Annotated in this window: 15 protein-coding genes and 1 tRNA gene; 8 read left to right on the forward strand and 8 right to left on the reverse strand. The window is 77.1% G+C overall.

All coding sequences use genetic code 11. From position 1 onward, the window contains the following. Positions 1–24 precede the first annotated feature (24 nt). Positions 25–843, reverse strand: coding sequence for an SDR family oxidoreductase (locus OO57_RS22250; protein ID WP_081973868.1), 819 nt, complete (start codon positions 841–843; stop codon positions 25–27). 173 nt (positions 844–1016) lie between these two features. On the opposite strand from OO57_RS22250, the gene OO57_RS22255 reads away from it, so the two are divergent. Continuing rightward, the gene (locus tag OO57_RS22255) at positions 1017–1865 is read left to right on the forward strand and encodes a helix-turn-helix domain-containing protein (RefSeq protein ID WP_033254344.1); all 849 of its coding nucleotides are present in this window, start codon (positions 1017–1019) and stop codon (positions 1863–1865) included. Between the two features lie 443 nt (positions 1866–2308). On the opposite strand, the gene OO57_RS44015 is transcribed toward OO57_RS22255, so the two are convergent. Continuing rightward, on the reverse strand, positions 2309–3121 hold the full coding sequence (locus OO57_RS44015; protein WP_033254345.1) for a hypothetical protein: 813 nt from the start codon (positions 3119–3121) through the stop codon (positions 2309–2311). A gap of 50 nt (positions 3122–3171) precedes the next feature. On the opposite strand from OO57_RS44015, the gene OO57_RS44020 reads away from it, so the two are divergent. The 3 genes from OO57_RS44020 to OO57_RS39690 all read left to right on the forward strand — a co-directional run bounded on the left by OO57_RS44020 (position 3172) and on the right by OO57_RS39690 (position 5559). Beyond that, positions 3172–3759 (forward strand): GNAT family N-acetyltransferase, encoded by a 588-nt coding sequence (locus OO57_RS44020; RefSeq protein WP_051778084.1) that lies wholly within the window; start codon positions 3172–3174, stop codon positions 3757–3759. Positions 3760–3877: 118 nt separating this feature from the next. Further along, a complete protein-coding gene (locus tag OO57_RS22270) occupies positions 3878–4576 on the forward strand; it encodes a sensor domain-containing protein (RefSeq protein ID WP_051778085.1) in 699 nt (232 codons plus the stop codon). A 149-nt stretch (positions 4577–4725) separates the two neighbouring features. After that, positions 4726–5559 carry a class I SAM-dependent methyltransferase gene (locus tag OO57_RS39690; protein WP_051778086.1) on the forward strand — a complete coding sequence of 278 codons (834 nt, stop codon included), beginning with the start codon at positions 4726–4728 and terminating at the stop codon, positions 5557–5559. Between the two features lie 439 nt (positions 5560–5998). Here the strand turns inward: OO57_RS39690 and OO57_RS22285 are convergent. After that, positions 5999–6067, reverse strand: a tRNA-Met gene (locus OO57_RS22285). After that, a complete protein-coding gene (locus OO57_RS41355) occupies positions 6051–7313 on the reverse strand; it encodes a PrsW family intramembrane metalloprotease (protein ID WP_081973869.1) in 1263 nt (420 codons plus the stop codon). The genes OO57_RS22285 and OO57_RS41355 overlap by 17 nt, the downstream gene beginning before the upstream one ends. 230 nt (positions 7314–7543) lie before the next feature. Between OO57_RS41355 and OO57_RS22295 the strand changes: the two genes are divergently transcribed. Next, entirely contained in the window at positions 7544–8107 is a 564-nt protein-coding gene (locus tag OO57_RS22295) for a hypothetical protein (RefSeq protein ID WP_081973870.1), read from the forward strand. A gap of 37 nt (positions 8108–8144) precedes the next feature. On the opposite strand, the gene trmB is transcribed toward OO57_RS22295, so the two are convergent. From trmB to OO57_RS22310, 3 genes are all read right to left on the reverse strand, one after another. Next, complete coding sequence (gene trmB / locus OO57_RS22300; protein ID WP_033254347.1) at positions 8145–8975, reverse strand: tRNA (guanosine(46)-N7)-methyltransferase TrmB; 831 nt, start codon at positions 8973–8975, stop codon at positions 8145–8147. 65 nt (positions 8976–9040) lie between these two features. Then, the gene (gene lhgO, locus OO57_RS22305) at positions 9041–10273 is read right to left on the reverse strand and encodes an L-2-hydroxyglutarate oxidase (protein ID WP_033254348.1); all 1233 of its coding nucleotides are present in this window, start codon (positions 10271–10273) and stop codon (positions 9041–9043) included. A 73-nt stretch (positions 10274–10346) separates the two neighbouring features. Further along, positions 10347–11762, reverse strand: coding sequence for a hypothetical protein (locus OO57_RS22310; protein WP_033254349.1), 1416 nt, complete (start codon positions 11760–11762; stop codon positions 10347–10349). Positions 11763–12443: 681 nt separating this feature from the next. Here OO57_RS22310 and OO57_RS22315 point away from each other — a divergent pair. From OO57_RS22315 to OO57_RS22325, 3 genes are all read left to right on the forward strand, one after another. Further along, positions 12444–14528 carry an asparagine synthase-related protein gene (locus tag OO57_RS22315; RefSeq protein WP_033254350.1) on the forward strand — a complete coding sequence of 695 codons (2085 nt, stop codon included), beginning with the start codon at positions 12444–12446 and terminating at the stop codon, positions 14526–14528. 82 nt (positions 14529–14610) lie between these two features. Next, complete coding sequence (locus tag OO57_RS22320; protein ID WP_051778088.1) at positions 14611–15108, forward strand: universal stress protein; 498 nt, start codon at positions 14611–14613, stop codon at positions 15106–15108. Positions 15109–15205: 97 nt separating this feature from the next. Beyond that, entirely contained in the window at positions 15206–15901 is a 696-nt protein-coding gene (locus tag OO57_RS22325; protein ID WP_033254351.1) for a DsbA family oxidoreductase, read from the forward strand. A gap of 179 nt (positions 15902–16080) precedes the next feature. Here the strand turns inward: OO57_RS22325 and OO57_RS22330 are convergent, their stop codons facing one another. Then, entirely contained in the window at positions 16081–16524 is a 444-nt protein-coding gene (locus OO57_RS22330) for an NPCBM/NEW2 domain-containing protein (protein ID WP_158715189.1), read from the reverse strand. Positions 16525–16720: the final 196 nt, after the last annotated feature.

The raw sequence follows: 16720 nt of genomic DNA on the forward strand, positions 1-16720 counted from the left end.
CGGACGGGGTGGGCCGCACCGCGCTCAGCTCGCCTGGCCGGTCGGCATGACGGTGACCTGCTGGAGGTTGACCCGCGGCGGCAGGGCGGCCAGGAACCCGACCGTCCGGGCGATGTCGCCGGGAACGAGCCACTCCATCGTCTCCTTGGAACCGGCCAGCCAGTCGAGCGCGCCCCGGTCGGTGACGTGGTCCTGGAGCTCCGTCCCGACGATGCCCGGCTCGATCGTCGAGACCCGGACGTGCTTCGCGCCCAGCTCGGCCCGCAGGTGGCGGGAGAGGTGGGTGACGTAGGCCTTCGTCGCGGAGTAGACGGCGAAGGTCGGGAAGATGTTCTGCGCCGCGATCGACGAGGTGTTGACCAGGTCGGCGACGCCGCGTTCGGCCGCGGCCGCGACCAGCTGCGGGGTGAACGCGCCGATCACGTTCATCAGGCCGGAGACGTTGAGGTCGATCTGCCGCTGCCACTGGTCCACCGCCAACTCCTCGACCGGCGCCGGGAGCATCACCCCCGCGTTGTTGAACAGCAGGTCCGCGCCGCCCAGTTCGGCGGCGACCCGGTCGGCGGCCGCCCGCACCGCGGCCCGGTCGGTGACGTCCGCGGCGATCGCCAGGGCGGTGCCGCCGGCCCGCTCGATCCGGTCGGCCAGCGCGGCCAGCCGCTCGGCGCGGCGGGCCAGCAGGACGACCCGAGCGCCGAGCCCGGCGAGCTCCTCGGCGGTGGCCTCGCCGATGCCGCTGGAGGCGCCGGTGACCACGGCGGTGCGGCCGGCCAGGGGCAGGGGGACGAGGGGCAGGGCGGCGGGGGACGGGGCGGCGGGGGACGGGGAGGTGGGCGTGGACATGGTGTGCCTTCCTGGCCGAGCACGGGAGTTGCGGCGCCGGAGGACCCGGCCGCCGTTCCAGCAGACCAGCTCGACGGGCCCGCGGACGGCCCCGGGCGGACCCTGCGCCGACTGGTACCGCCAGGGCCACCCACGGCCCGTCGACGCGCCCCGGGAGCCCGCACACTTGGTCCATGGAACGCAGCAGGGAAATCGCCGACTTCCTCCGCACCCGGCGCGCCGCGATCGCCCCGGAGGCGGCCGGGCTGCCCGCGGACGGCCGGGTGCGACGGGTGCCCGGCCTGCGCCGCGACGAGGTGGCCCGGCTGGCCGGCGTCAGCACCGAGTACTACACGCGCCTCGAACAGGGCCGGGCCGGGCGCCCGTCCACCGAAGTGGTCCAGGCGCTGGCCCGCGCCCTGCGGCTCGACCCCTCCGAGCGCGAGCACCTCGCCGACCTGCTGCTCCCCGCCGAGCACGCGGCCCGCCGCGCCCCGGAGCGGCCGCAGCGGGTCAGGCCGGGGCTGCACCTGATGCTGGAGACCCTGGCGCACGTCCCGGCGTTCGTCCTCGGGCGGCGCACCGACGTCCTGGCCGCCAACCGGCTGGCCCGGGAGGTCCTCGTCGACTTCGACGCGCTCCCGGCCACCCGCCGCAACCTGGCCCGCTACTACCTGCTCGAACCGCAGGCCCGCGAGCGGGTCGGCGACTGGGCGACGATCGCCGCCGAGACCGTGGCCATGCTCCGCCTGGAAGCCGGACGGTACCCCGACGACCGCAGGCTGGCCGAGCTGATCGGCGAACTCACGCTGCGCTGCCCGGAGTTCCCCACCTGGTGGAACGACCACCGGGTGCTCCGCCGCACCCACGGCGCCAAGCACTACGTCCACCCGCTGGTGGGCGACCTGCACTTCTCCTACGAGTCCTTCCAGGCCCCCGGCGACCCGGACCAGACGCTGTGCGTCTACTCCGTGGAACCCGCCTCCGCCACCGCCGACGCCCTGCGCCTGCTGGCCGGCTGGAGCGCCCCGGCCGCGACCTGACGCCGCGCCACTTCCCGCCGCGCCACCTGACGCCGCGGCGGCAGCCTGCGGCCGGACGCGGTCAGGGCGAACCGCAGGCCGCCCGCGGGGGAGGACGGCTCGGGCGGGAAGGTCGCGAAGCGGGCCGGCGCGTCCGGACCGGCGGTCGACCCCCGGCCGAGGACCGGGGCCGCCCGGCCCGGTGGCGGCGGGGCGGCGGGCACGAGCAGGAAGCTGGGCGGCGGCCCGGCCGCCCAGCAGCCGGCACCGGCGCACCGGCGAGAACAGGGCGGTCCAGGCCGCGACGGTGCGGGCGGCGGTGCGGGCGGGGAGCAGCGATCGGGTCATGCGGCAATCCTGCTCCGGCCCGGCGCTACGAGGATCCACCGTCCGGCCATGGTTGACGAACCGTCAGGAGGACCCCCGGGTCGTCCGTTCGGACGACCCCGCCGCCCCGGAGGCCCTCAGTACTCCTCGGGGGCCAGCTCCGGGAACTCCTCCAGGAGCAGCCGCGGCAGCCCCGGGACGGTCCACTCCCCGCACAGGTCGATCGCGGCCTGCGCCACCGCCTCCTCGAACTCCTCGAAGGCGCCGGAGAGCTCGTCGGGCATCGGCAGCCCGCGGGCGGACCGCTCGGCCAGGTTGCGGTAGCTGCGCCGCATCAGGCCCTGCTCCAGCAGCCGCCGCGCCCCGTCCGTGGAGACCCCGACCAGCAGCGGCCGCCCCGGCTGGTCCCAGTTGCCGTCCCCGTCCAGGCCCGGGGCCCGGTCGAAGGCGGCGTGCCGCTCCTCCGCGGGCAGTTCGCGGAACGCCGCCAGCCACTCCCGGACCCGGTCGAGGTCGTCGACCGGCACCTCGTCCGCGCGCAGCAGCAGCGCGTACAGCCGGGGCCAGGTCACCAGGTCGGCGCGGCGCAGCAGCGAGAGCAGCACCTCGCCCTGCCAGTCGGTCTCGGCGCGGAGCTTTTCGGCGCGCTTGGCGTTCAGCCGCCGGGCGGCCCGCTGCCACTCGATCAGCAGCCGCACCGCCGCCGGGTAGGCCGCCGGGTCGCCGTCCGGCTGCACGTACAGGTGCAGCTGCTCGTACAGCAGGTGCTCCAGCACGGGGGAGGTCAGTTCGGGCAGGCCGTCGTGCAGCCGGGCCCCGCCCAGCTCCAGCAGCGTCAGGACCGTCCGCACCGCCGGTTCGGGCACCGGGTCGTGGCCCTCCGCGACCGCCCAGTCCAGCAGGTCGGTGGCCCGGGTGCGGGGCAGCAGGTGCAGGTCTTCGTCGTTCACCCAGGTACGGTAGCCGGTCCCCGGACGGCCGCCCGGTAGGGTCGGCGGGCATGGAGACCCTCCGGCTCGTCGGCCCCCGGCTCACCCTGCGGGAGTACCGGCACACCCCGGAGGAGGTGGCCGCCCTGCACGCCGTGCACGGCGACCCCGGGACCGTGCGCCACCTCCCGTTCGGCGTCCGGGACTTCGAGGAGTGCGCGGACCAGGTCGAGCTGTACCTCGAAGCGGCCGAGGAGGACCCCCGCACGCACTACCGGCTGGCCGTCGACGACCCCGCGGGCGACCCGATCGGCCAGGCCGCCCTCACCCGCGAGGGCGGGCACGCCGCCTGGCTCGGCTGCGTCCTGCGCCGCGACACCTGGGGCCGCGGCCACGCCGCCGAGGTGACGGCGCTGCTGTGCGGGTTCGGCTTCGGGACGCTGGGCCTGCACCGGCTGGCGGCCCGCTGCGACCCCGCCAACACCGCCTCGGTCAGGGTCCTGACCAGGGCCGGGTTCCGCTACGAGGGCCGGATCCGGGCCGAGTCGCACCGGGACGGCGCCTGGCACGACGCGCTCCAGTACTCGCTGCTCGCCCCCGAGTGGACCGGCCCGCCGTGGGCGGGGGAGAGCAGGCTCCAGGGCGGGACGGGGGGTTAACCCCACCACGAAGTCGGCGGCAGGCTTCATTACGCCGGGCCGGTCCGGACGGGCAGATTGGTACCCGTGCCCGGCACCGCCGACCGGCGGCGCCGCCCGACCAACCGAAGGACCGCGGATGTCCACCGCTGCGTACCCCGCCACCGCCCTCGGCGGCCACCACGACCGGCCCGGGTTCTGGCGCGCCCCGTTCTCCCCGCAGACCTTCCGGGAGTTCGGCTACGCGCTCACCGGCCTGCCGATGGCCGTGCTCGGCTTCTGCCTGGTCGTCCCGCTGTTCAGCGCCGGGATCGGCCTCGTCGTCACCGCCCTCGGCCTGCCCGTCCTCGCCCTGCTGCTGGCCGTCGCCCGCGGCCTCGGCGCCGCCGAGCGGCTGCGGATCCGTTCGCTGTTCGGCGAGGACCTGCCCGCCCCGCGGGAGCTGGCCGTCCGCCGGGAGGGCGTCTGGGGCCGGATCACCGCCCGGCTGGCCGACCCGGCCGGCTGGAAGGCCGTCCTGCACCAGGTCGTCATGTTCCCCTGGGCGATCCTCAGCTTCGCCCTCTCCCTCACCTTCTTCACCCTCGGCTGGTCGCTCGCCCTGTTCCCGCTCTACCAGTGGGCGTTCCGCCACTACACCTCCTGGGAGGGCTACCGGGTCGCCGACTGGACGGGCTCGGACGGCGTCCACCACGTCTACGAGATCACCTCCATCCCGCAGATCACCGGCGTCTGCCTGCTCGGCCTGGTCCTCCTCTTCCTCACCCCCCAGCTGATCCGCGGCCTCACCGGCGTCAACCGCCTCGCCGCCCGCGCCCTGCTCTCCACCGAGAACTGACCCCCGCGACGACTGACCCCCGCGACGACGGCCCCACAACGGCCGACCCCGCGTGCGACACCGCTGGACGTGCGACACCCCCGGGCCCGTGGTCGGATGACCACGGGCCCGGGCCGCACCCCGGGCCCGCCGAACGCCCGGAGGCCCGCATGCGTCCGACCGCCCCGAACCGGCCCCAGGCCGCCCCGCCGGTCCTGGTCACCTCCCGGCCGCTCGACGAGTACTGCGCCTCCTTCGGCCTCACCCGCGCCGAGCTCGGCCGACTGCCCGGCCCCGTCCTCGACTGCCCCGGCGGCGCCGCCGCCCTCGCCGCCGAGGCCCGCGCCCTCGGCTGCGAGGTGCTCGCCGCCGACCCCGGCTACGCGCTCGGCCCGCGCCGCCTCGCCGCGCTCGCCGCCGACGGCCGCGCCGTCATGGCCGACGCGATCCGGCGCGAACCCCGCCGCCACCTGCCCGCCGACCGCAGGCACCGCCCCGAGCAGTACCTGCGCAGCTGGGACCGCGCCCGCCGCCTGTTCGCCGCCGACGCCACCGCCCACCCGGAGCGCTACGTCGCCGCCGCGCTGCCCCGGCTCCCGTTCGCAGACGGCACCTTCGCGCTCACCCTCAGCTCCTACCTGCTGTTCGCCTACCCGGCCGTCTTCGGCCCCGCCGACCAGCTCCGCGCCCTGCGCGAACTCGCCCGGGTCACCGCCCCCGGCGGCGAGGTCCGGGTCCACCCCCTGCACGACGAACGCGGACGCCCCTGCCCGCACCTCACCGAGCTGCGCGCCGCGCTCCGCCACCACGGCATCGCCAGCCGCGTCCTGGCCGCCCCCGGCACGGGCGGCCGCCCCGCCCGCGTCCTGGCGCTGCACCCCCGCGCGCCCCGCGGCACGCGCACCGAGCCCCGGCGGGAGCCCGGGAACGCAGACGGCCCGTGGGCTGCTCCTCGGACCGCCCCCTGGGGGACGGCCACCGAGGCACCGGGGATGTACCGGTGAGCCCACGGGCCGGGTGACTGCTGGGAATTAGCCTGAGCCGGAGGCCGAACGGCCCCACCGCTGCACAGGCAGGGGCGGCTCTAGCGAGCAGCCACCTCACGCATCCTGAAAGAACTCAACTCAGGATCACCTCCTTTCAGTGTGCCGCCACCATAGGCACCGCCCCCCGCGACGGGCAACGGATTTATTCGGCGGATTCCGCGGCCGGGCACGACGAAGGCCCGGAGGCGGTGCCTCCGGGCCTTCGTGCTACTGAGTAGCGGGGACAGGATTTGAACCTGCGACCTCTGGGTTATGAGCCCAGCGAGCGGCCCCGCGAGCGGGCACGGAGCGGGCACGGAGCAGGTACGGAGCGGTTACGGAGCAGGTCCGAAGGGAGCCCGGAGCCGGGTACGACGAAGGCCCGGAGGCGGTGCCTCCGGGCCTTCGTGCTACTGAGTAGCGGGGACAGGATTTGAACCTGCGACCTCTGGGTTATGAGCCCAGCGAGCTCAGGGCCCTCCCCCCGGAGCGGCCGGCTGCCGGGTGCGACGGGTCTGCGCCCAGACCGCGAAGCAGACCAGGGCGGCGAAGCACGGCACCATCACCAGCCCGTACACCAGCAGGAAGCCGTCCGTGCCCAGCCCGGCGGCCGCGTTCCACACCCCGTGCAGGCCCATCGCCAGCAGCAGGCCCAGCGGCGCGCCCAGCCGGGCCGGCCAGCGCCGGGCGGTGGCCAGGGTGAGGGCCAGGCCGAGCCCGGTCAGCGCGGTGAACAGCGGGTGCGCGAACGGCGAGAGCAGCGCCCGCAGGACGAAGGTGTGCACCGTCCCGTCGAAGTCCCGCAGGCTCGGGGCCTCGCCCAGGCCGATCGCGTCCAGCCGGGCCTGCCGGTCCGCGGTGAACGCCCGCCCCAGGTACAGCGCGTTCTCGGTGAACGCGAACCCGCAGGCCGTCACCCCGCCCAGCACCGTCCCCGCCGCCAGCGTGCGCGGGGAGGAGCGGGCCCGCCGGGGGCCCGCCGGGACCGGGCGGGAGCGGGCGGGGCGGAAGTGGGCCGGACGGCCGCCGGGCCGGTGCCACAGCAGGCGGCGCCACCGGCCGCACGGGCGGCCCTCCTCGCAGCGGTGCCGCCGTCGCAGCGGCGGCAGCAGCACCAGCAGCGCCGAGCCCTTCGCCACCTCCTCGATCAGCGGCGTCGCGAACTCCGCGCCCAGGGTCTCCCCGCGGGCGCCCCGGTGGGCGATCAGGAAGTCGCTGGCCCAGCCGTTCGCCAGGATCGCCACCGTGGTCGCGGCGCACGCCCCCCAGGCCAGGCAGAACAGCAGGTGCCGCACCGGCACCCGCGCCGTCCGGTTCAGCCAGGCCAGCGACCCCAGCACGAACGGCAGCGGCAGCAGCGCCAGGCCCGACCCCACCAGCAGCCCCGTCGTCCCGGTCTGCCGCTGCACCAGGCGCAGGATCAGCACCCCCGAACCGGCCAGCGCCGACGCCGCCACCGCCGAGGACAGCGCCGGACGCCGCAGCGGCCACAGCCGCCGCCACAGCGGCACCGCCGCCGCCCGGCCCGCGACCGGGCCGCCCTGCTGCCCCGGGATCCGCCCGCTCAGCACCGGCCGCCCCGGCGGCCGGCCCGGGAGCAGGCCGCCGGACCGGCGCACGGACGGCGCCGGGAGCGACCGGTGGCCGGTGGGGGGCGTCGGGGGATCGGCGGCCGTGGCGGCGGCCGCCACGGGCAGGCCGGGGGTGGACCTGCCGCCGGGCGGACTGCTCACCCGCAGCAGCGTAGGCGAACCCCTCCTCCCGGCGGGAGTGGTCGGCACAATCCGTACCCGCCGGGTGACCGGCCGTCAGCGGAACGGAACCCCGCCCACCGCCTCCGTGACATCCGTCATGACGGGTCGGTGACGCCCGTTCCTGGGCCGCGGCCGGGCCCGGCGGGCACAGTGGTGGACGCCGCCGGGGGAGGCACCGGGGCGACGGAGAACGACACGGGGGAGAGACCATGAACGGCACCGCGACCAGGACGCCCGCCCGGCAGGCCGAACAGCAGGCTGCCCGTCCCGCCGGACAGCAGGCCGAACAGCAGGCTGCCCGTCCCGCCGGACAGCAGGCCGGACAGCAGGCCGGGCCGCAGGCCGGACGGGAGCCGGTGCCGGCGTCCGCGCTGCCGAGCGTCGCGGAGATGCGCCTGCCGGTCTGGTTCTTCGGCTTCGAGGGCGTCCTGGCCGGGGCCTTCGACCTGCTCCGCGCCGCCCCCTCGGCCTGGCCCGCGCTGGTCGCCCTGGCGGCCGTCAACATCGGCGTCTCGCTGACCCTGATGCGGCGGCGCCTCAAGCTCGCCAAGCTGCTGTGGCGCGGCAAGGGCACCCGCAAGGTCGCCCTCGGACTGGTCGGCCTGCGGCTGGGCAGCCACCTGGTGCTCGGCCTGCTCGGCACGGCGGTGACCTCCGCGCCCGGGCACGTGCTGTTCGCGCTGGTGATGGGCGCGGTGACGGTCGCCCTGCTCGTCCACGTCCAGCGGACGGCGCTCGGCGCGTTGGTCGCCGCGGGCAAGGCCGCCGCCTGAGCGGCCGCCCAGCCGCCGCCGGACGGCCCCCGCCGGGTCAGCGGCGGCGGAACAGCAGGTCGTGCACCACGTGGCCCTTGGCCAGGCCCGCCCGCTCGAACTTCGTCACCGGACGCCACCCGGGCCGCGGCGCGTACCCGGGCACGCTGCCCGCGGGGTGCTCCTCCGGCTCCAGCCAGCCCGAGCCGTCGCCCTCCGGGTGCAGGTTCTCCAGCTCCGGCGAGGCCTCCAGCACCTGCAGCATCTGCTCCGCGTACGGCTCCCAGTCGGTCGCGCAGTGCACCACCGCGCCGGGGGCCAGCCGGGGCAGCACGAGCTCCAGGAACGAGGACTGGATCAGGCGGCGCTTGTGGTGCTTCGGCTTCGGCCACGGGTCCGGGAAGAAGACCCGCAGGCCCGCCAGCGAGGCGTCCGGCAGCATGTCGCGCAGCAGGATCACCGCGTCGCCCGCCGCCAGCCGGACGTTCTCCGAACCGTCCCGCTCCAGGAACTGCAGCAGGTTGCCGTGGCCCGGGGTGTGGACGTCCGCCGCGAGGATCCCCGCGGACGGGTCCGCGGCGGCCATCGCGGCCGTGGTGTCGCCCATCCCGAAGCCGATCTCCAGCGTCACCGGGCGGCCGTCGAACAGCGCCGACAGGTCCAGCGGGGTCCCGTCGATCGCCAGCCCGTACCGCTCCCAGCCGCGGTCCAGCGCGCCCGCCTGCGCCTTGGTCATCCGGCCGCGGCGCGGCTGGAAGCTGCGGATCCGCTGCTCGCGGTGCTGGGCCTCGGTGGCCTTGTGCGGGTACATCGGTGCGGGGTACGCCGCCGGGGCGGCGGAGAGCCGGGCCGACGCGGACGACTGGGTGCTGGGGGCGGAGGAGGTCACAATCGCACCAGTCTAAGGGAGCCCGGAACGGAGCCCCCGGCCCTCACCCCGCCCTCACCCGGACCTCATCCCGCCCGCAGCGCCGCCACCGCCCGGCGGGCGACCTCGCGGCCGATGCCGAGGGAGGCCGTCGCCGCCGGGGAGGGCGCGTTGAGGACGTGCACCGCCCGGCGGGGGGAGCGGGGGTCGTCGGGGTCGAACCCGGCGAAGGCGAAGTCGTCGAGGAGGGTGCCGTCGCGGGCGACGGCCTGGGCGCGGACGCCCGCGGCGGCGGGGACGAGGTCGGCCTCGGTGACGCCGGGGAGCAGGCGGCGGACGGCGGTGGTGAAGGCGCGCTTGGAGAGCGAGCGGTGCAGTTCGCCGACCTCGTGGCGCCAGTGCCGGCGGGCGATCCGCCAGGTGCCGGGGAAGCCCACCGTCTCGGCGAGGTCGCGGGCCCTGAGGGTGCGCCAGTCGTAGCCCTCCCGGGCCAGCGCGGGCACCGCGTTCGGCCCGACGTGGACGTCGCCGTGGACGCCCCGGGTGAGGTGCACGCCGAGGAACGGGAACGCCGGGTCGGGGACGGGGTAGACCAGGCCGCGCACCAGCGCCCGCCGTTCGGGCACCAGTTCGTAGTACTCCCCGCGGAACGGCACGATCCGCACCCCGGGGTCGTCGCCGGCCAGCCGGGCGATCCGGTCGCTGTGCAGCCCGGCGCAGTTGACCAGCACCGCGCAGCGGACCTCGCCGTGCGGGGTGGTGACGGTGACGCCGTCCGCGCGCCGGGCGATGCCCAGGACGGGCGTGTTCAGGCGCAGCTCGGCCCCCGCCTGCCCGGCGAGGTCGGCGTAGCGGCGGGCCACCGCGGGGTAGTCGCAGATGCCGGTGGTGGCGAGGTGCAGCCCGGCGATGCCGGTGACCTCGGGCTCGTGCGCCCGGATCCCGGCCGGGTCGAGCTCGGTGAGCGGGATGCCGTTGGCCCGGCCGCGTTCGGCGAGGGCGGCGAGGCGGGGCAGCTCGGCCGGGTCGGTGGCGACGATCAGCTTGCCGGTGACCTCGTGGGCGATGCCCTGCTCGCGGCAGAACCCGACCATCTCGCGGGCCCCGCCGGTGGCGTACCGGGCCTTGAGCGAGCCCGGCCGGTAGTAGACGCCGCTGTGGATCACCCCGCTGTTGCGGCCGGTCTGGTGGGTCGCGGGCGCGGCCTCCTTCTCCAGCACGGCGACGCCGGTGCCGGGGTGCTCGCGGGTGAGCGCGTACGCGGTGGACAGCCCGACGATGCCGCCGCCGACCACCAGGACCTGGACGTCGTGCTTCAACCCCGCCACCCCTCGGCTGTGTGAGACCGCTCCGATGGATGGTGCCACGGCGGGGTCGCGCGGCGGAGGGCGTTCAGGAAGTGGCCAGGACCAGGCGGGCGCGCTCGGTCAGGTCCTTGACGCGCTGCTCGTTCTGGTAGGGCTCCAGGCGGCGCAGCAGCTCGACCATGTACTCGCGGCTGCGGTGCGAGGAGATCCGTCCGGCGACCTCGACGGCCCGCTCCCCGGCGGCGACCGCGGCGTCCAGGTCGCCGGCCTCGGCCTCGGCCATCGCGGAGACCACCAGCCGCAGGCCGTGCGAGCGGACGTAGCCCTCGGTGGGGCGGGCCAGCGCCTCGCGGGTGAACTGGCGGACCTTGGACGGGACGCCGAGGTCGCGGAAGCACTCGGCGGCGTCGGCGGCGAGGCGGTCGTAGGCGAAGAAGTCGATCCAGGTCGGGTCCTGGTCGCCGGGGCGGGCGCGGTCGAGCGCGGTCTCGGCGGCGGCCAGCGCGGCGGCGCAGGCCGGGGCGTTGCCGGCCTTGGCGTGGGCGCGGGCCTCGACCAGGTGGAAGAAGCTCATGGTGCGGGCGGTGGCCATGCCCCGGTTGCGCTCCAAGGCGGCCTGGGCGAGGTCGACGGCCTCGTCGGGGAAGGAGCGGTAGGCGGCCTGCAGGCTCATCGAGGCCAGCACGTACCCGCCGAGGGGCACGTCCCCGGCGGCGCGGGCCAGCCGCAGGGCCTGGATGTAGTAGCGCTGGGCGGCCTCGTGCTGGCCGGTGTCGAAGGCCATCCAGCCCGCCAGCCTGGTCAGTTCGGCGGTGGCGCCGAACAGCGCCCGGCCGACCGCGTCGCTGTACGAGGCGAGCAGCAGCGGGGCGGCCTCGACCCGCAGGCACTCCGGCACCATCGAGGAGCGCCAGTCGCCGCCGCCGTACTTGGAGTCCCAGCGGCGGGCCTCCTGGGCGGCCTCGCGCAGCTTCGCGGCGTCCGCGTGGCCCACCCGGTAGCCCGTCAGGTCGGGGACGGCCTCGCGGGCCACCGAGCCGTCCGCGGGCGTGATCAGCCAGCGCGAGACGGGCGTGGCGTACGCGGCGACCGAGAAGGTGCCCGCCAGGCTGTCGCTCCACCGCCCGCCGCCGGGGCCGCGCCGCAGGTCCAGGTCGACCCGCCACAGCTCGGTCGCGGAGCGGACGGCCTCCGGTACCTCGCGCGGGAACTCCAGGCCCAGCTCGGGCGTGGGGTGCGAGTCGGCGAGGCCGATCTCCTCCAGCGGGACGGGGCGGCCCAGCTTGTTGCCGAGCGCGGTGGCGATCAGGTGCGGCACCGGGCGCTGCGGGACCATCCCCTTGGTGACCCAGCGGGCCACCGAGGTCTTGTCGTAACGGAGGGTCAGGCCGCGTTGCGCGCCCAGGTCGTTGACCCGGCGGGCGAGCCCGGCGTTGCTGATCTGGGCGAGCGCGAGGAGGGCCCCGAGCCGGTCGTTCGGCCCTCGTGAGCTGACGGTCATGGTGGCGGTGGCACCCCCTGGCGACGTCGTGCGCGGAGTCGTGCGCGGATGGCGGCGAGCCGCGACGACCGCGGTACGCCACCGGACTGCTTGCACCTAGCGTAGTCGTCCGCGTTCCGAGGGTTAAGAGGCTGCATTCCGGTTGGCGGGAACGCGCCGCGTCCACGCCGGGCGCCCGGACGCCCGCCGGGTAGCCCGGGGGCAGGTGCCGGACGCCCGTGCTCCGGTCCCGTGCCCGTGTGCGCCACCCGTGCTCCCTGGCCGCAGCGGCAGGTGGGCGATTCGCTAAAGCCTGTGGATCGGCCCGCCGTCGAGGACCCGGCGGGCCGGGGGAAACGCTGCCTCAATCCCCGCGGGCAGCTGCGCGTCCGGGAGGGCATGCGGATGCCCTCCCGGGCCGTGCGACGGCTTTCGGCCAACTTCGGTCGAGCCGTGACGGTCGCGGCCGTTCCCCACGCCGTCCTGCCCGGTCACCGGCCTTTCCCCGGACGGGAGTTCGAGACCCGCACGGTCCGGGCCCCGGAGGGGGAGGCCCGGTCCGTGCGCCCTCCGGCACCGGGTGCCCGAAAGCCTGGCGCTCAACCGCCCCATCGGTGGCACGATGTCTCCTGACGGCGCGCCAACCCCGTACGCCCGCCCCGGGTTTCGCCGCGCGCCCGCAGCACCACAGGTGGAGGCGCGATGCGGTGGCTCACCGGCTGGAGCGGTCTGACCGCTGCCGACCCGGCCCTCGCCGCGGTCCGCCCGCTGGCCGGCACCCTGCTCTGGGGCGGCCCGAACCCGCTCTGGGCGGTCGGCGACTGGCGCCCCGACGAACTGCGCCTCGCCGTGCTCCGCCCCGGCGGCCCCGCCACCGTCCGCGGCGGCCTCGACCCGGGCGACCCCACCGACAGCGCCGACCACGACACCCCCGCCACCCTCCGCCTCGCCGTCGCGGGCCGCTGCGGCGCCACCGACCGCGAACTCGCCGACGGCCTGGCCGCCGCCCGCGGCGGCGCGCTGCGCCACCTCACCCACTGGCCCGGCAGCTACACCGTCGTGCTGCGCACCGGCACCCGCTCCACCGTGCTGCTCACCGACCTGTCCGGCGCCCAGCCGGTCTTCCACACCCCGTTCGCGGGCGGCACCGCCTACGCCACCGCCGCCCTCCCGCTCGCCGACCTGGTCGGCGCCCCCGTCGACGCCGCCCACCTGGCCGCCCGGCTCGCCACCCCCGACACCCCCGAGACGCTCGGCGACCGCACCCCCTACCGGGGCGTGCGCCGCGTCCCGCCCGGCCACGCGCTCGGGATCCGCGGCGGGCGCGCCGACCGCACCCCGTACGACGACCGGCCCGCCGAGCCGGCCGGCGCCGAGGCGCCCGCCGTCCGCGAGCTCACCCGGGCCCTGCTGGAGGCCGTCCGCTGCCGGGTCCGCGCCACCGGCCCCGCCGACCGGCCCCGGCTCGGCGTCGACCTCTCCTACGGCACCGCGTCCGCCACCGTCGCCCTGCTCGCCGCCGCCGTCCCGCTGCCGCCCGGGCCCGGCGCCGACGCCGCCCCCGAGCGGCCCGCCGCCCGCACCGGCGCCGTCAAGGGGTCCTGGGCCCGCCGCACCGAACCGCCCGAACCCGAGACCCTCCCCGCCGTCACCCTCGGCGACGCCGAAGGACTCGCCCTCGCCGTCCACGCCCCCCGCCTGCGCCACCTGGTCGTCCCGCCCGTCGCCCCGTACGCCGACCTCGCCGACCCCCTCGCCGGGCCGCTCACCGACGAACCCGGCCCCGCCCTGGTCGACGCCGCCCGGCACGCCGCCGCGCACCGGGCCGGCGGCGCCGACCACCTCACCGGCCACGGCGCCCGCCAGGTCCTCGACGGCCACCCCGCCCGGCTCGCCGACCTGGTCCGCTCCGGCCGCTCCCTCGACCTGCTCGCCCCGATCGCCGCCCTGGCCGGGGCCGACCGGGCCGCCGCGGGCGCCCTCACCGGCACCCTGCACACCCCCGTCACCGTCCTGCGCGCCGCCCGCCGCCTCGCCCGCGCCCGCTACGCCGACGCCCTCGACGACCTGGCCCTGCAACTGACGCTCCGTCAAGAACCCGTGTCGGGGCGGACGATGGGCCGCACCCTGGCCGCCGAGCTGGCCTGGCACCGCCCCGGCCCCGCCGCCCACCTGCTCGCCGACGAACCGCTCGCCGCCCTCGCCCAGCACCTGCGCACCGCCGCCCGCGACGGCGCCCCCACCGAACCCCCCGGCGCCCGCCGCGCCCGCCTCGCCCTGCACCGGCACGCCGCCCACTACCGCACCCTGGTGCACGCCACCGAACAGCACGGCCAGCGCCTGCACGCCCCCTTCCTCGACAACCAGGTCGTCCGCGCCGCCCGCCTGCTCCCCGACGACCTGCGCCTGCAACCCGGCGCCCGGCACGCCCTGCTCGCCGCCGTCCTGGCCGGGGCCGGGCGCACCGACCTCCCCGCCGACTGGGGCCGCGCCCCCGGCCCCGACCCACACGACCCCGCCCGCCGCGGACTGCGCGCGGCCGCCCCCGCGCTCACCGAACTGCTCGACCGCCCGCTGCTCGGCGAAGCCGGACTGCTCGACGTCCCCGCCGCCCGCAAGACCCTCGCCGCCGCCACCGACCCCGCGCAGACCGCCCCGCCCGGCACCCTCGCCGCCCTCGCCGAGCTGCTCGCCGTCGAACTCTGGCTCCGCCGCCTCGCCGCCCGCCGCCCCGGCTCCTCCTGGACCGGCCTGCCCGCCCCGCGCCGCACCGCGCTGGAAACCTGACCGCCCCCGGGCGCGGCTGCCCCGCCGCCGGGCGCCCGCTGGGTAGCGTCGGGCACCCCAGCCCCCTCCCGGAGACCGCGCCATGACCGCCACCCTCCCCGTCCACCACGAGCCGCCGCCGCCCGGCCCCGCGATCCTGGCGGGCTGCGACGGCTCCGACGCCGCGCTCTGGGCCCTCGACCGCGCCATGACCGAGGCCGAGGCGCACCGCCTCCCGCTGCACGTCCTCGCGGTGGTCAACCCCTCGCCGACCGGCTACCCGCCCGGCATGGCCGACCTCGTCCAGGAGAGCACCGAGCGGCTGACCGAGAGCATGGCCGACGGCCTGCGCCGGGCCGTCGCCACCGTCCAGTCCGCCCGCACCCGTCCGTACGCCGGGCCGCTCGGCCTGCACGTCGTCCTCGGCAACGTCGTCGACCTGCTGCTGCAGGCCGCCGCCGGACGCCACACCCTGGTCGTCGGCACCCGCGGCAACGGCGGCTTCTCCCGGCTGCTGCTCGGCTCGGTCAGCACCGCCGCCGTGCACCACGCGACCTGCCCGGTGCTGGTCGTCCCCGCGCCCGCCGCCGAGGAGGGCTGAGCGGGGCGACCGGAATGTCCGCGGATGGTTGAGCGTTCACCTTCCGTCGAACGGCCGTCCGGCCCTCCCCAGACCCCCGACAGGAGCACGCCCCGCCATGAAGGTCGAAATCTACTCGGACATCGCCTGCCCCTGGTGCTACGTCGGCAAGCGGCGCTTCGAGCAGGCCCTCGGGCAGTTCGAGGGCAGGGACGGCGTCGAGGTGGTCTACCGCCCCTACCAGCTCGTCCCCGACGCCCCCGAGCAGGCCCGCCCGCACCGCGAGTGGCTCGCCGAGCGCTACGGCCCGCAGTCCCTCGCCATGGACGCCCGGATCACCGAGGTCGGCAGGGCCGTCGGCATCGACTACGACTTCGACGCCGCCCTGGAGGTCAACACCCTCCGCGCCCACCGCCTGCTCCACCTCGCCGAGACCGAGTACGGCGCCACCGTCCAGGCCGCCCTCAAGGAACGCCTGCTCAAGGCCCACTTCTCCGAGGGCGTCGACGTCGGCGACGTCGAAGCCCTCGCCGACCTCGCCGCCGAGACCGGCATCGACCGCGACCGCGCCGCCGCCTACCTGGCCGGCGACGAGGGCGAGGCCGAGACCCGCGCCGCCCTCGCCGAGGCCCGCGCCATCGGCGTCACCGCCGTCCCCACCTTCGTCTTCGAGGGCAAGTGGGCCGTCCAGGGCGGCCAGGAGGCCGAGACCTTCCTCCAGGTCCTCCGCCAGGTCGAAGCCGAGACCGCCCGGCAGATCACCCCGATCGCCCCGCCCGCCGCCACCTGCGAGGACGGCACCTGCGCGGTCTGAGACCCGCTGCGCCGGGCCGGACGCGAAACCGGGGTACGGGGAACCGGGGGACGCGAAACCGGGGGACGGGGAACCGGGGGCGGGGAACGGCACGGCCGACCGCCGACCGCCGCCCGGACCGCGACGCAGCACAGCGCCTCGCCCCGCAGCCCCGCAGCTCCGCCGCCCCGCAGGGGCCCTCAGCAGGTGAGCCGGGCCTGCGCCCAGTCCGCCAGGTCGACGACCGGGACGGAGCCGCGGACCGGGGTGACCACCAGCCGGATGGACGTCCGGCCGTCCAGCGGGACGTGGACGGCGACCGGGGGGGTGTCCGCTGACATCGCGGGGGAGCTCCACAGCACCCGGCCGTCGTCCCCCTGCACCGAGAACACCACCTCGCCGTACGTGACGCCGTAGTCGTCCAGCCCGACGACGGCGTCGAAGGAACGGCAGGGCCGGTTCAGGTCGACGGTCACCCGGGAGGGCACCCGGGCCGCCAGCACGTGCTGGTAGCGGGTGCCGTGCAGCTGGGCCGCGGGCCGTTGCAGGACCTGCCCGCCGCCGCGGATGCTCGGGGTGTCGGACGCGCTCCGGTGGCCGCGGTTCAGCGGCACCTCGTCCAGCCAGAACTGGCGGGCCGTCACCACCGGGGGCGTCGGCGAGGGTGAGGGCGTGGGCGTGGGCGTGGGGGTGGGGGACGGCGTCGGTGTCGGCGTCGGTTTCGGCGACGGTGCGGGCGGGGGCACCCGCCGCGGGGCGGGCGTCCGCGTGGGCGTGGGCTTCGGGGTGGGGGACGGCGACGGCGTCGGGGTGGGCGTCGGTGTCGGCGCGGGGGTGGGC

The sequence above is a fragment of the Kitasatospora phosalacinea genome (assembly GCF_000717185.1).
GTDB lineage: Bacteria > Actinomycetota > Actinomycetes > Streptomycetales > Streptomycetaceae > Kitasatospora > Kitasatospora phosalacinea_A.